This is a genomic window from Mesorhizobium sp. B264B1B, assembly GCF_020165765.1.
Classification (GTDB): Bacteria; Pseudomonadota; Alphaproteobacteria; order Rhizobiales; family Rhizobiaceae; genus Mesorhizobium.
The window spans coordinates 493,413-508,362 of record NZ_JAIUIS010000002.1 but is presented as its reverse complement, the minus strand read 5'-3'; the positions used below and the strand labels follow the sequence as shown (position 1 = coordinate 508,362).

Annotated in this window: 13 protein-coding genes; 8 read left to right on the top strand and 5 right to left on the bottom strand. The window is 62.9% G+C overall.

What is annotated here, in order from left to right; genetic code table 11:
- Positions 1-88 precede the first annotated feature (88 nt).
- Entirely contained in the window at positions 89-832 is a 744-nt protein-coding gene (locus LB547_RS06290) for a hypothetical protein (protein ID WP_140761687.1), read from the top strand.
- A gap of 31 nt (positions 833-863) precedes the next feature.
- Here the strand turns inward: LB547_RS06290 and mutL are convergent, their stop codons facing one another.
- Both mutL and LB547_RS06280 read right to left on the bottom strand, forming a co-directional pair.
- Entirely contained in the window at positions 864-2,741 is a 1,878-nt protein-coding gene (mutL, locus tag LB547_RS06285) for a DNA mismatch repair endonuclease MutL (protein WP_140656306.1), read from the bottom strand.
- 67 nt (positions 2,742-2,808) lie between these two features.
- Positions 2,809-3,711: a LysR substrate-binding domain-containing protein gene (locus tag LB547_RS06280; RefSeq protein ID WP_140515572.1), complete on the bottom strand. Its 903-nt coding sequence runs from the start codon at positions 3,709-3,711 to the stop codon at positions 2,809-2,811.
- Positions 3,712-3,803: 92 nt separating this feature from the next.
- Between LB547_RS06280 and LB547_RS06275 the strand changes: the two genes are divergently transcribed.
- The 5 genes from LB547_RS06275 (at position 3,804) to LB547_RS06255 (ending at position 10,369) form a co-directional block, all read left to right on the top strand.
- Positions 3,804-5,351, top strand: a complete 1,548-nt coding sequence (locus tag LB547_RS06275; protein WP_140624617.1) for a trimethylamine methyltransferase family protein — start codon at positions 3,804-3,806, stop codon at positions 5,349-5,351.
- Positions 5,352-5,391: 40 nt separating this feature from the next.
- A complete protein-coding gene (locus tag LB547_RS06270) occupies positions 5,392-7,041 on the top strand; it encodes an ABC transporter substrate-binding protein (protein ID WP_140728241.1) in 1,650 nt (549 codons plus the stop codon).
- Positions 7,042-7,156: 115 nt separating this feature from the next.
- Entirely contained in the window at positions 7,157-9,139 is a 1,983-nt protein-coding gene (locus LB547_RS06265; protein WP_140761684.1) for an FAD-dependent oxidoreductase, read from the top strand.
- A 140-nt stretch (positions 9,140-9,279) separates the two neighbouring features.
- A complete protein-coding gene (locus tag LB547_RS06260; RefSeq protein ID WP_140761681.1) occupies positions 9,280-9,759 on the top strand; it encodes a DUF3828 domain-containing protein in 480 nt (159 codons plus the stop codon).
- A gap of 4 nt (positions 9,760-9,763) precedes the next feature.
- Positions 9,764-10,369, top strand: coding sequence for a hypothetical protein (locus LB547_RS06255; RefSeq protein WP_140761677.1), 606 nt, complete (start codon positions 9,764-9,766; stop codon positions 10,367-10,369).
- 9 nt (positions 10,370-10,378) lie between these two features.
- Here the strand turns inward: LB547_RS06255 and queF are convergent, their stop codons facing one another.
- Entirely contained in the window at positions 10,379-10,840 is a 462-nt protein-coding gene (queF, locus tag LB547_RS06250; protein ID WP_140515582.1) for a preQ(1) synthase, read from the bottom strand.
- A gap of 141 nt (positions 10,841-10,981) precedes the next feature.
- On the opposite strand from queF, the gene LB547_RS06245 reads away from it, so the two are divergent.
- Positions 10,982-13,027, top strand: coding sequence for an NADH:flavin oxidoreductase (locus LB547_RS06245; protein ID WP_140624622.1), 2,046 nt, complete (start codon positions 10,982-10,984; stop codon positions 13,025-13,027).
- A 126-nt stretch (positions 13,028-13,153) separates the two neighbouring features.
- Here the strand turns inward: LB547_RS06245 and LB547_RS06240 are convergent, their stop codons facing one another.
- Positions 13,154-13,561: a hypothetical protein gene (locus LB547_RS06240; protein ID WP_140521694.1), complete on the bottom strand. Its 408-nt coding sequence runs from the start codon at positions 13,559-13,561 to the stop codon at positions 13,154-13,156.
- A 146-nt stretch (positions 13,562-13,707) separates the two neighbouring features.
- On the opposite strand from LB547_RS06240, the gene LB547_RS06235 reads away from it, so the two are divergent.
- The gene (locus tag LB547_RS06235; RefSeq protein WP_224655784.1) at positions 13,708-14,106 is read left to right on the top strand and encodes a MarR family winged helix-turn-helix transcriptional regulator; all 399 of its coding nucleotides are present in this window, start codon (positions 13,708-13,710) and stop codon (positions 14,104-14,106) included.
- Between the two features lie 60 nt (positions 14,107-14,166).
- On the opposite strand, the gene LB547_RS06230 is transcribed toward LB547_RS06235, so the two are convergent.
- A complete protein-coding gene (locus LB547_RS06230) occupies positions 14,167-14,901 on the bottom strand; it encodes a polysaccharide deacetylase family protein (RefSeq protein ID WP_140670064.1) in 735 nt (244 codons plus the stop codon).
- Positions 14,902-14,950: the final 49 nt, after the last annotated feature.

The window sequence follows — 14,950 nt, the reverse complement described above, 5'->3', positions numbered from 1 at the left end:
GCTTCAACCGGCAACCCCTGTGATACGGGCATAAGGCGCGCTATCCTGATTTGCGCTGATGGAGGGGATCGGGATGGGAAGAGCGTTCGTGGCCGCGTTTTTCTGCTTGCTGCTGCTGAGCCAAAAGGCCGTCGCCGGCTGGTATCACGTGGAGAACTACGAAGGGTCGATAGGGCCCGATCCCGTTCATTTATCGCTTCAGACATATGACAGCTTCGGCAGCGGCATAACGGTCGAGGGGAGCTACTTCTACGACGCCGGGCAGAGTCCGATCGCGCTCTACGGCACGGTCAGCGGCACCAGGCTCTCGCTGTGCGCGATTTCGGACGACCAGGAATTTGAACGCATCATGGTGATGGGATCGAAGACACCAGTCGATACCACGAATTGCCCGCTTTCCCTCGACATCGGCGAAAGCGGTGCGACAGGGACCTGGCGCAAAGGCGCGGACAAATTTCCGGTCACGCTGAAGAAGGTTGCAAGCCTCGACGACACGGGCGAGGCGAAACTCGACGGAACTGTCGAAATTCCCTTTTGGGCTGAAACCGCTGCCGACCGGTTTGCCGGACTTTACACAAACACCGGTTCAGGGATTTGCATGACGAAAATGCAGGTCATCAAGAAGACCAGCGGCAAGGTCGTCCAGCAAATCTCTTTCGATGACGATGGTTGCGATGCGGGCATGCTGATGACGCCTATCTACATGAACGTCCAAAAATGGGTGGAGCACCGTAAGGACATCATCTCCGTGAATTTTCGTGGCGGCGGCAACGGACACACGATGGACTACGTCTTCAATCGTGCCGCTAGAAAATTTCAGCAAAAGAACTGACCGAGGGCATCCGGCCTTGGAGGGCAACACTTTATCGCCGCCCGAACAATCTCTCGATGTCCGCCAGCTTGAGTTCGATATAGGTCGGGCGGCCGTGGTTGCAGGTGCCGGAGCCGGGCGTGGCCTCCATCTGGCGCAGCAGCGCGTTCATCTCCTCGGCCTTGAGCAGGCGGCCGGAACGCACTGAACCATGGCAGGCCATGGTCGCCGCGATTTTGTCCAGCCTTTCCTTCAGCGTGTCGACGGTGTCGTTGTCGGCGATCTCGTCGGCGAGGTCGCGCACCAATTGCTGGACGTTGGTCTCGCCCAGCATCGACGGTGTCTCGCGCACGGCCACGGCGCCCGGCCCGAAACGCTCGATGCCGAGCCCGAAGCGGGCGAGCGTTTCGGAATGCGTGGCGAGCCGTTCGGCATCCTCTTCAGGCAGGTCGACGATCTCCGGCAGAAGCAGCATCTGCGACGGCACGGCGCGCGCGTGCAGCGCGTTCTTCAACGCCTCGTAGACCAGCCGCTCATGCGCGGCATGCTGGTCGACGATGACAAGTGAGTCCCTGGTCTGGGCGACGATGTAGTTCTCATGCACCTGCGCCCGTGCCGCACCGAGCACCGTGCCAAGCAGCGTCTCCGCCGCTTCGCCCTGTCCCGCCCGGGCGTCGGCGCTGGCGATCGGGCCGGCATCGAACGCCGCCTGCTCGTTTTCGCCGAACCCGCCGTTTCGCTCGAATCCTGAACCCTGGAACTCCATGTCGAGTGGCCGTTGCGGCGAGCGTGCGCGGTCGAAACCGGCAGAGCCCGAGGCGCGGTAGGCCGCTTCGTAGCTGCGGTGACCATTGGCCGGGCCGCCATGGGCGTATGACGCCGCTCCCGGCCGGAACGCCGCCATCATGCCGGCGGCACCGGAAGTGGCGGCGCGGATGCCGGCTTCGGCAAGCGCCTGACGGATGGCGCCGACGATCAGCCCGCGCACCAGGCCGGGGTCGCGGAAGCGGACATCCGCCTTGGCTGGGTGGACATTGACGTCGACGATCGCCGGGTCGAGTGTCAGGAAAAGCACCGTGACCGCATGGCGGTCGCGTGGCAGGACGTCGGCGAAGGCGCCTCTGATAGCGCCGGCGATCAGCTTGTCGCGCACCGGCCGGCCATTGACATAGGCATATTGCTGCAGCGCGTTGGCGCGGGTGAAGGACGGGATCGACACATGACCGGTCAGGTGCACGCCTTCGCGCATCGCATCGATGGCAATGGAATTGTCGGGAAACTCGACCCCCATCACCTGGGCGATGCGGCGCAGGCTGCCTTCCGCGCTGTCATCGGTCGCCGGCAATTCCAGCGTCGCGCGGTCGGAACCGGTGAGCGTGAAGCGAACGGTCGGAAAGGCGATCGCGATGCGCTTGACCACGTCGCTGGTCGCCGAGCTTTCGGCGCGCTCGCCTTTCATGAATTTCAGCCTTGCCGGGGTGGCGAAGAAAAGGTCGCGCACCTCCACGGTGGTGCCGCGATTGGCCGCCGCCGGCCTGACGGGCGAGATCCTGCCGCCCTCGATGCCGATCTCGGCGGCGCTGTCGCTTGCCGCCGTGCGCGAGCGGATCGACAGCCGCGACACCGAGCCGATCGACGGCAGCGCCTCGCCGCGAAAGCCGAGCGAGCGGATGTCGTGGATGTCTTCGGCAAGCTTGGAGGTGCAATGGCGTGCGATCGCCAGCGATAGCTCCTGTTCGGGGATGCCGAAGCCGTCGTCGGTGACACGGATCAGGTTCAATCCGCCGCCTAATGTGACGACCTCGACCTTTCCTGCACCGGCATCAAGCGCGTTCTCGACCAGTTCCTTCACCACGCTTGCCGGACGCTCGATGACTTCGCCGGCGGCGATCTGGTTGATCATCGTTTCGGAAAGCTGGCGTATGGGCATGGTGACAGTATAGGCGGATTCGTGCCGAGCGGGCGAGGGTGAAGTACGGTGAAAACAGTGAACGACCTCACGCTTGCGCTGCCAGCCAATCCCGTACCTTGCGGGCATTCTCGCTAAGCTCCCGGTTCCTCGGCCAGATGACATAGAACGCCTTGCCGGTCCTGAGCACATGGTCCGTCACCGGCACCAGCAGTCCCGTCGCGAGCATCCGCTCGGCAAGGTGGCGCCAGCCGAGCGCGATGCCTTGCCCTTCCATGACGCCCTGGATTACCAGCCCGTAATCGTTGATGCGCAGGCCGCGTGCGGTATCGCCGAGACGGGCGCCGGCCGATTCGAACCACTCATTCCAGCTCGCCGCCTCGCGATAGGGCTCCTCGAGATGGATGAGACGGTGCGTGGCCAGTTCCGCGACCGATTTGGGCAGGCCGAACTTCGCCGCGTAGCTGGTGCCGGCGACGGGAAAGATCTCTTCGTCGGCAAGCGGCAGCGAATGATAGTCCTGCCAGTCCCTCGGTTCGCCGCCGCGCACGGCAAGCGGGATGCCCTCTGCGATGATGTCAAGGTCGCGGTCGGCGGTCTGGATGCGCAGATCAATGCCCGGCAGTTCGTCGCGAAACTGCTGCAGCCGCGGCATCATCCAGAAGGAGCCGAACGCAGTTGAGGCGGCAAGCGTCACGTGGCCGCCGGTCGCCTGCAGGCGCAGATCCTCCGCCGACTTGCGGATGTGGGACAGGCCCAGCGAGACGTCGGCGTGGAAACGCTCGCCGGCCTCCGTCAGGCTGACCTGCCGGTGACGGCGCTGGAACAGCTTGGCGCCGAGCTGTTCCTCCAGCCCGCGCACCGCGTAGGAAACGGCGGCCTGGGTCATGCCGAGCTCTCGCCCGGCGGCGGTGAAGCTCGACAGGCGGCCCGCCGCCTCGAAGACGATCAGGCTGCCGGCCGAGGGCAGGAGGTGGCGCAGGTTTCGCATAAGCAGAGCTTATACAAGAGATCAGGATTTTCCAGCGTCACATTCCTGTTTTGTGCGTCTAGGCTGCGAGGTATAAGAGGAATGGAGTTGCCATGAACGCACCGGCCGCTGTGACCGAACACTCCAATCGTCGAGCCGGCGGCCGCCTGGGGCGCAAGGCGCTGCGGGGAGCTCCGGTAACGTCGTTTCCGACACTGGTCCGCCAAATCCCCGTCTATCAGATGGTGCCGGACGAGGCAGTGGAACTCATACACCAGGAATCGCTCGCCATCCTGGAGGACGTCGGATGCGAGTTCCGCGACGATGAGGCCATCGAAATGTGGAAGGCCGCCGGCGCGGACGTCTCCGAGACAAGAGTGCGGATCGACCGCGCCTTGCTGATGGAGCTCGTCTCGAAGGTGCCGTCGGAGTTCACGCTCAACGCGCGCAACCCTGAGCGTACGGTGCGCGTGGGCGGAAAGAATTCCATCTTCGTGCCGATGTATGGCGCGCCTTATGTGCGTGACCTCGACAATGTCAGGCGCTACGGCACGCTCGCCGACCTCAACAATTTCCACAAGCTCGCCTACATGGCGCCGGCCCTGCATTCCTCGAGCTCGATCATCTGCGAGCCGATGGAAATAGCGGTGCCCAAGCGTCACCTCCACATCATCCATTCGGCGCTGAAGCATTCCGACAAGCCGTTCATGGGCATCGTGACTTCCAAGGATCGGGCGGAAGACACGATGGCGATGGCGGGCATCGTGTTCGGTGAGGATTACGTGCGCGACAACCCTGTGCTGGTGTCGATCACCAACTGCAATTCACCGCTGGTATGGGATGCCACCATGCTGGATGCGATGAAGGTCTATGCCCGTCACAATCAGCCGCTGATCCTGGCGCCCTTCGCGCTGTGCGGCGCCTCGACCTCGGCCTCGGCCGTGGGCGCGGTGGCGCAGGTCAATGCCGAGGCGCTTGCCGGTGTAGCGTTCACCCAGCTCCTGCGTCCGGGCTCGCCTCAAATCTACGGCCAGTTCATGGTCACGGTCGACATGAAGACCGGCGCTCCGATGGGCGGCACGCCGGAGGCCGCGCAGATGATGTACCTGATGGGCGCGCTGGCACGGAAATACGGCCTGCCGTGGCGCACGTCCGGCTTCCATGTCGGCTCGAAGCTGAACGATGCCCAGGCCGGCTACGAGGCGAACATGCTTATGCATGCCGCCATCCTTGCCGGCGCCAACTACATCTGGCACTCGGCCGGATGGCTCGAGGCGGGTCTCACCTGCGGCTATTCGAAATTCGCGACCGACTGCGAACAGCTCGTCGGCTGGTACAAATATGCCGGCGGGCTGCCGTTCGACGATTTCAAGGAAGCGATGGCCGCCATCCGCGAGGTGGGGCCGCAGGGCCATTTCCTCGGCACACAGCACACGCTCGAGCATTTCGAGCGAGCCTTCTTCATGCCCAGCATCATGGATTTCAACTCCTACGAACAGTGGAAGGCCGAAGGGGCGAAGGACCATGACACGCGCGGCCGCGAGAAAGCGCGCAACATGCTGGCCGATTATGAGGAGCCGAAGCTCGATGAGGGCATCGCAGACGGTCTCAGGGATTTTATCGCGCTGCGCGAGGAGAAACTGCCGGACAGCGTTAGCTGACAGGACGAAGATCTGACGGGAACCACAAGGGAGGAAAAAAATGACGCTTTTCAAAAGCAATGGTGATCGTGTTCCAAGCGCCATAGAGGCGATGGCAAAGGAGGCGCGTGCGGGTCGGATCGACCGACGCGAATTCCTGGCGCTGGCAAGCGCCTTCGGGGCATCGACGGCTCTGGCCTATGGCATGATCGGTCTTGCCGCGCCGACGAACGCCTTGGCCGAGGAGCCGAAGAAGGGCGGAACGCTGCATGTCTCGATGTCGGTGAAGGCGCAGAAGGATCCGCGCACCTATGACTGGGTTGAGCTTGCCAACATCTCGCGCACCTGGCTGGAGCCGCTTGTGCGCTATACCAGGCAGTTCACCTTCGAGCCGGTGCTGCTCGAAAGCTGGGACATCAACGACGACGCCACCGAATATACGCTGCATGTGCGCAAGGGCATCACCTGGAACAATGGCGATACCTTCAACGCCGATGATGTGGTGCACAATGTGACGCGCTGGTGCGAGAAGGGCGTCGCCGGCAACTCCATGGCCGCGCGTGTCGGCGCGCTGATCGACGCCAAGACCGGCAAGGCGAGGGACGGCGCGATCACCAAGGTCGACGACAACACGGTCAAGCTGAAGCTCTCCGAGCCCGACATTTCGCTGATCCCGAACTTCACCGACTATCCGGCGCTCGTCGTCCACCGCAATTTCGATGCCGATGGCGCCGATCCGATCAAGAAGCCGATCGGCACCGGACCCTTCGAGCTGGTCTCTTACGATGTCGGCCAGAAAGCCGTCGTCAAGCGCCGCGAGAACGGCAAATGGTGGGGCGGCGAAGCTCCGCTCGACGGCGTCGAATTCATCGACTACGGCACCGATTTCAACGCCACGGTGAATGCCTTCGATTCCGGCGAAATCGACCTCAATTTCGAGTCGCCTGCCGATTTTATCGACATCCTCGACAAGATGGGGCTGGAGAAATCGGAGGTGGCGACCGCGACCACCCTGGTTGCGCGCACCAACGTCACGCACAAACCCTACGATGACAAGCGTGTTCGCAACGCGCTCCAGATGGCGGTCGACAACAACGCGGTGCTGCAGCTCGGCTACAGCGGTCGCGGCACGGTCGGCGAAAACCACCATGTCAGCCCCATCCATCCGGAATATTATCCGCTGCCCAAGAAGGAGCGTGATGCCGCCGGCGCCAAGAAGCTGATGGCGGAGGCGGGTCAGGCCGACTTCGAGCATGAGCTGATCACCATCGAGGACGATTGGCAGAAGAACACCGGCGATGCCATCGCGGGCCAGCTGCGCGAGGCCGGAATCAAGGTGAAACGGACGGTGCTGCCGGGCTCGACGTTCTGGAACGACTGGACGAAATATCCCTATTCGATGACGATCTGGTACATGCGCCCGCTCGGCGTCCAGGTGCTGGCGCTCGGCTATCGCACCGGCGAGGCCTGGAATGAATCGGCGTATTCGAATCCCGATTTCGACGCCAAGCTCAAGCAGGCGCTATCGCTGATCGACGTCGCCAAGCGCAAGGAGGTGATGAAGGATGTCGAGCAGATCCTGCAGGATTCCGGCGTCATCATCCAGCCGTTCTGGCAGAAGCTCTACAGTCATACGAGCAAGAAGGTGAAGAACTACGGCGTCCACCAGACTTTTGAAATGGACCTCCAGAACGTCTGGCTGGACGCCTAGCTGCAATGGTTGGCGAATGCCGGCACCCTTTCAGGTGCCGGCTGTCCGGCAAATCGATTATGGCTGCGGGCGCTGGCGCTCGGGTGCTGCCGCTAGGGCTTTTGAGGAGCGGTACATGTCTGGGCAGGTCTTCAACCGGTTGTTCACGCCGATTGCTCTGCGCGGCAAGACCTTACGCAACAGGATCGTGTTCGGAGCCCATACCGCGAACATGGCGGTAGAGGGACTGCCGACAGAACGGCATGTCGGCTATTATGCCGAACGCGCTATCGGCGGCGCGGGCATGATCGTCGTCGAGCCGATGCCGGTGCACCGGGCCGCGATTCTTACCCGCGGCAACTTCCGTCCTTCCGACGACAGCGTGATCCCCCATTTCCGCAAAGTGACGGAAGCGATCCGCGGCAACGGCGCCGTCGCCATCCAGCAGCTCTATCATGTCGGTCAGCACGCGGACGCGGACAACTCGTTCCATGCGGGCTGGTCTCCTTCCGGACTGCCGAGTTATCACGACTCTGACGGTTCGCATCGAATGTCCGGAGCCGAGATCGAAGAAACGATCGACGGTTTCGTGCAGGCGGCGCGCCGTTGCCGCGAGGCCGGTTTCGACGGCGTCGAGGTCTGGGCGGCGTATCATTCGATGCTGGACCAGTTCTGGACGCCCTGGTCGAATCGCCGCGACGACCGGTGGGGCGGCAGCCTTCAAAATCGCACCCGGATGAGCCGTGAGGTGATGAGCAGAATTCGCCGGGAATGCGGCGATGATTTCATCATCGGCCTTGCGGTCAACGACGAACCGGAAGTCGAAGTGGCGCTGACGCGCGAAGCATTGGCCGAGATAATCGACCTCCATGACCGCGATTCTTTGATGGATTATGTGACTTGTGGAACGGGCTCCTACTTCGATTTCTACAAGATCATCCCGACCTTTGTTTATCCGGAAAAGCTCGGCGCCGACCTGGCGTCCGTGCTCAAATCCACCGTGCGCCACGCGTTGGTCACCGCCGAGAGTCACATCCGTACGCCGCAGAATGCCGAAAGTGTGCTGAGCGAAGGCCACGCTGATCTGGTTTCCATCGTGCGGGGGCAGATCGCCGATCCGCACCTGGCCGCAAAGGCCGCCGCCGGACGGCCGGAAGACATTCGCGGGTGCCTGTCCTGCAACCAGATGTGTTGGGGCCGACGCAGCCGCGACTACTGGATCAGCTGCGTCATCAATCCCTCGGCGGGGCGGGAATGGGAATGGGGCGGAGATCGCTTCGCCCCGGCTAGCCAACCCAAGCGCGTACTGGTCGTCGGCGGCGGTCCCGCCGGCCTCGAAGCGGCGCGTGTAGCAGCCGAACGCGGTCACCGTGTCACGCTGGCCGAGGCTTCCGACCGTCTTGGGGGGCAGTTCCGCCTTGCGGGGCTGCAACCGCGCCGCGCCCAGATTCTGGATCTGATCGACTGGTACCAGCGCCAGCTCAGCCAGCTTCAGGTCGACGTCCGGTACGGACAATATGTCGAGGTGGAGGATGTCGAGCGCGAAGGCGCGGACCACGTCATCATCGCAACCGGCTCGATGCCGTCAGACGGCGCTTTCCAACGGGCATTGCCGCAGTGGGAAAGCATCCCGGGCGGCGGGCTGGTTCTCTCGGCCGAAGCCGTGATGGCCCGTGAGGCGAGACCAGGCAAAAATGTTATCTTGCTCGACGATGGCGGCAATTGGAAAGGGTGCGGCACCGCCTGGAAACTCGCCGAGGACGGTCACAATGTGACGCTTGTGACACCTGACGCCCTGGTTGGCAAAGAGCTTCAGCGAATGGCAGTCGACGCGCCGCTGCGCCGCGCACTCGCCAGGCTGCGGGTGCGGTTTTTGACCGAGAGCGCCATCGTTCATTGGGACGGGAAGGCCGCCAGGGTCGCTTCCCTGCTCGACGGAACCGAGCAGGACGTCGAAGCCGATGCGCTGGTCTTCGCCACGACGAATATGGCAGCCGACATGCTTTCCGTCGAACTCGACAGGCGCAAAATTGCCCACACGTCGATTGGTGATTGCACCGCCTCAAGGCAGGCGGCTTTTGCCATCCATGATGGCCGCAAGGTGGCGCTTGGTCTCTGATCGCAGTCTTGGCACGCACGACCGTCGGATGACCTGCATCGGCCGCGACGCGGCCGCGGGCTTCATGAGCCGCAAAAAAGCCGATATGCAGGATGCGTGCTACTGGATTGCGCCAAGCCATCAAAAGCCGGAGATTCTGCATGAGACTGACAGTGCTCCTTGCCGCCCTTGCGACGGCCTTTCCCGCTGTCGCCCTGGCCGGTCCGGCGTCGGACGCCGTGAAGTTCTTCTATGTTCCGGATGTCAAGTTCGAGGCCGACGCAAAATACCGGGATCGCTTCACCGAGCCGGTGACAAGACTGTTCGACCTCAACGATCAGGCAACGAGGAAGAATCCGGACCAGGTCGCCTGCATCGATTTCGATCCGGGCCTCGATGCGCAGGATTTCGACCAGAAGACCGTCTCCAAGACCCTGAAAGTGTCCGAGATGGTGGATGGCGATACTGCCCAGGTGGTGGCGAGCTTCAGCCTCTTTCCGGAAGGACACGATGCACAACGCGAAATGCATTGGTCGCTGAAGAAGATCGACGGCAAGTGGAGGATATCGGACATCGCATCGAAGACCAGCGATTGGACGCTGAGCCAGCTCGAATGTCTGGCGGGCCAAGATCCGGAGTGATCCGATGGCCCGCCGCCGGTTCCTGGCACTGTCGGCCGTGTGCATTATGGCGGCGGACTTGAGTGGCGGCGCCGCGCAGGGGCTACTCGGCACGCCGCCGGCGAATGCTCCGGCTGCCCCCGCGCCCGATGACCACGGGTCGCCGCCAGCGCCTGCACCTCGCGGAGCCGCCGAGCCGGCAACGCCACCGGCTGCCTCGCCAAGCATACCTGCCGCCCCAATTCAGCCGGGCTCGCCGACAGCGGTGGTGCGGCCATTCTACGACCAGGTCGGCTTGGAGGTCGGTCCGTCGCAGCGCCGCCATTTCGTCGATCCGGCGAAAACGGTGCTCGACAAGAGCGATGCGCTGCGCAAATCCGGGCAGGGCGAGTGCCTCGACCCCAACATGGCGCTCGACAATGCCGACTATGATAAGGCCGAGATCGACAAGAGCCTGAAGACGCTCGAGGCGATCAATGGCGACCAGGCCAAGGTCATCGTCGCCTTCGTCGTCGCCGGCAACCCGCACCGCCTTGAGTGGAAGTTCAAAAGGGTCGACGGCGAATGGAAGATATCGGACCTGCTATCGGTGACCGGTGAATGGGCGCTCAGCCAGTACCAATGCGAATAATGGTTCGAGCTAGCCTCGCCCGCGATAGGGCGCCACTCCGGTCTCGGGCAGCCAGGCGCCTTCCGGCGGCGCGCCCGTCTGCCAGAACACATCGATCGGAATGCCGCCGCGTGGATACCAATAGCCGCCGATGCGCAACCATAGCGGGCTCGTTGCCGCCACGATGCGGCGGCCGATCATGACGGTGCAATCCTCATGGAAAGCACCATGATTACGGAACGAGGTCATGAACAGCTTGAGCGACTTCGATTCCACCAGAGCCGCGTCGGGTGCGTAGTCGATGACGATATGGGCGAAATCAGGCTGGCCGGTGACCGGGCACAGCGAGGTGAATTCCGGGCAGGTGAAGCGCACGATGGCCGGCGGGCCGTCGCCGCGCGAAAACGGCACGGTTTCCAGGACCGCCGCTTCCGGGCTCTGTGGCGTCTCGACATGCGCGCCGAGCTGGGTGAGGGTTTTGGTATCGATCATGGACGGCTCCTTGCCTGCCTGTCGCCGGAAGCACGCTTCCATGGCGGTCGGCGCGAACGAAGATTGGAATAAACGCCGCAATCCACTCAGGGGCGGCGCATCTGGCCGCTCAATAACACAATTTGAAACCGCAGGAAGACGATGACCAGCAACGATCCGCTTCTCCAGCCCTATCAGCTCAAGCATCTGACGTTGAAGAACCGGGTGATGTCGACCAGCCACGAGCCTGCCTATTCGGAAGACGGCATGCCCAAGGCGCGGTACCGGCTCTACCACACGGAGAAGGCCAAGGGCGGCATGGCGCTGACAATGACCGCCGGCTCGGCCATCGTTTCACGCGACAGCCCGGCCGCCTTCGGCAATTTGCATCTCTATGATGACGGGATCGTGCCATGGCTCGCGGAACTGACCGACGCCTGCCACGAGCATGAATGCAAGGTGATGATCCAGATCACCCATCTCGGCCGTCGAACCGGTTGGAACAAGGCCGACTGGCTGCCCGTCCTGTCGGCTTCGCCGGTGCGGGAGCCGGCGCATCGCGCCTTTCCCAAGACCATCGAGGATTGGGATATCGAACGCATCGTTTCCGACTATGCTTCCGCCGCCCAGCGCTGCCAGGCCGCCGGTCTCGACGGCATCGAATTCGAGGCTTACGGCCATCTGATGGACGGCTTCTGGTCTCCGTCCACCAACCATCGCGACGACGAGTTCGGCGGCTCGCTCGACAACCGGCTGCGGTTCACCGACATGGTGCTCGACGCCGTGCGGGCGGCCGTCGGCGAAAAATTCGTCGTCGGCATACGCATGGTCGCCGACGAGGATTTTTCGCAAGGCCTGTCGAAAGAGGAGGGCGTCGAGATCGCCAGGCGGCTTGCCTCATCAGGCAAGGTCGATTTCCTCAACATCATCCGGGGCTCGATCGAGACCGACGCGGCACTGACCAAGGTCATTCCGGTGACCGGCATGCGCTCATCGCCGCATCTCGACTTCGCCGGCGAGGTGAGGGCGGCGACGAAATTCCCGACCTTCCACGCGGCGCGAATTTCCGACGTCGCAACTGCGCGCCACGCCATCGCCGCCGGCAAGCTCGACATGGTCGGCATGACCCGCGCCCACATCGCCGATCCGCACATCGTCCGCAAAGTGATGGAAGGGCGCGAGCACGAAATCCGCCCGTGTGTCGGAGCCACCTACTGCCTCGACCGCATCTACGAAGGCGGCGAGGCGCTCTGCGTCCACAATGCGGCGACCGGCCGCGAGGCGGACATTCCGCATATCATCACCAAGGCCGAGGGACCAAAGCGAAAAGTCGTCGTCATCGGCGCTGGTGCAGGCGGACTGGAAATAGCGCGCGTGGCCGCGGAGCGCGGCCATCAGGTGACGGTGCTGGAGGCATCGGGCCAGGCCGGCGGACAGGTCAGGCTGGCGACGCAGAACCCGCGCCGCAAGGAATTGATCGGCATCGTCGACTGGCGGTTGGCCGAACTCGACCGGCTCGGCGTCGAGATCCGCTACGACAGTTGGGCCGAGAAGGACGACGTTCTGGCGTTGTCGCCCGATGTCGTGGTGATCGCCACCGGCGGACTGCCGCAGAATCCGCCGCTGACGGCGGGCGACACTCTTGTCACATCGAGCTGGGACATCATGGCTGGCAGCGTCAAGCCGGCTGAAAACGTGCTGCTCTATGACGACAATGGAGGCCATCAGGGAATGGGCGCTGCGGAACTCGTCGCGGCTGCCGGTTCGAAGCTGGAACTGGTTTCGCCGGAGCGATTCTTCGCGCCGGAAATGGGCGGCATGAACCACGTACCCTACATGCGCGCCTTCCAGGAGAAGGGGGTCACCATCACTATCAACACAAGGCTGCGCTCGGTGCGCCGCGAGGGCAATCAACTGGTTGCCGAGCTTGCCTCCGATTTCGCCGACGGCTGGCGCGGCGAGCGGCGGGTCGACCAGGTGGTGGTCGAGCATGGCACGGCGCCGCTAGACGACCTTTATCTCTCGCTGAAGCCATTGGCGACGAACGGCGGCGCCATAGACTATGAGCGGCTGGTGAGTGGCGGCGACATTTTTCCCGAGCGCAATCCGCAAGGATCTTTCGTGCTGTTCCGCATCGGCGATGCCGTCGCCTCGCGCAACATCCACGCCGCCATCTATGACGGCATCCGGTTCGGGCTAAGGATTTGAAAGGCTGCTGTCGCTAACAGTTTCGAGGAGGCGCAACGGAACCTCCGCAAGGAGAGCCATCTGCTGCCTTGGTTCGTTGCGCGCCGCGTACGCCGCCTGCTTGCGCCGGCACCGTACGATTCGTGATCAGAACATTCTGGCGGTGGCCATGCAGAGCACGGTGAGAACCAGCAGCCAGGCGGCGATTCGCTCGCCTTGGGCCATCTTCGCGCGCAGGGCAGGTTCGGTGGCCGCGTCGGCGCCAGCAAGCTGCGTGCTGGTGCGGCGGACCATGGTGCTGAGCACTCCAGCCGCGGCGAAAGCGGCAACGATGCCGAGGGCCAGCACCATTTCCATCGAGCCGAAATAGGCACCATGGAAAAAATACCAGAGCAGCGCACCGGTGAGAAACACCATGCCGGCCGCTCCCATTTGCGGTCCAATGAAGCGTTCAGCCCGGATCTCGGGGTCGCGCGCCAGCGTGATGGTGGTGCCGGCCCAGAACACCCCCGCCATGACGTGAAGACCGATGGTGATGATGTAGACATATTGCATACCAGCTCTCCTCTCTTGCCCGCCGTCGCCTAAATAGTTAGATATCTAACTGTTAGATGTCAATGTATAAATGAGTGCCAGTTCCATCCGTGGAAAACACCGTCTAGTGTCTTGCCATGACGCCCTTTGAACGCCCGCCGGTCGGCATGAATCTCGGCCGCACCGCCAAGCTTGTTGCACAGGCCTTCGACACCGCGTTGGTTGAAGCGGGCGGCACGTTGCCCGTCTGGCTTACTCTGCTGTCGGTCAAATCGAGCGAGCTAGCCAACCAGCGCGAGCTCGCCGGAATGATCGGCATACAGGGAGCGACGCTCACCCATCATCTAAACGCGATGGAGGCGCAAGGATTGCTGACGCGCCGCCGCGATCCCGTCAACCGCCGGGTCCATCTGGTCGAATTGACAGAGGCCGGAGAAGCGATGTTCGAGACACTGCGCAAGGCGGCGCTTGCCTTCGACAAGCGGCTGCGCGTGGGCCTGTCAGACGACAGGCTGGCGGAGTTTGCGCAAGTGCTGGCGACCTTGCGGGCCAACGTGGAAAGCTGACGATGTCCAAGGCGCGCCGCGTAATCTCTTTCGACACTACGCGCTCTAGGGATCGCCCGCTCAGTCGTCATAGCTCTGGATTGTCCCAAAAGCATAGCCGCGCTGCTTCAGCGCTGTAATCAGCCTGGTCAGTTTCGTCTTGCCGTCGAAGCCGTCCTGGAACATCTCGTCATGCATGAGCAGGATCATCTTTCCGCGCTTGACGAAGCGGCCATAGCCGAACAGGTGATCGATCTCGCTGACCAAGTGGTCGACGCTCTGCACCGGCTTGCCTGTGTCGTCATGCACCCACTCATGGTCCCAGCCATAGAGATAGAAGCGGGAAGCGGCGACGAATTCATAGTCCGGCTCCTCACGGCCTTCCTGCGCAAGGCCGAGCGAGGTGTCGTTCTTCGACATTGAAGGCAGTCTGAACACGTCGCGCCCAGGCAGCCTCGCATGAACCGCTGGAGCGAGCCCGAGCACGGCGTTGGCCCGCAGCATGTCTGCCACCACGCCTTCCGTATCGGCATAGAAATGCTGGTAGCGGTTGTTGGCGTGGCTGTAGCTGTGATTGCCGACCGTCACCAGCGGCAGAGCTTTTGCGCGTCTGACTAATGCCTTGTTGCCCGCGCTCGCCTGCGCATGCATGCCGACCATGAACAACGTCGCCGGCACCTGCTGCGCTTCCAGCACGTCGAGGATGTTGCTGGTGCCGTTCAGCGGTCCGTCATCGAAAGTCAGATAGATGGTGCGATCCACTGCATAAGCGGGAAATGCGGCGAGCATGGTCAGCAAAGCAAGCAGAAGCGGCATCGGAACTACCCGTTTGCACAGGGCGCCATCTCGGTGATGAGTTGTCAAG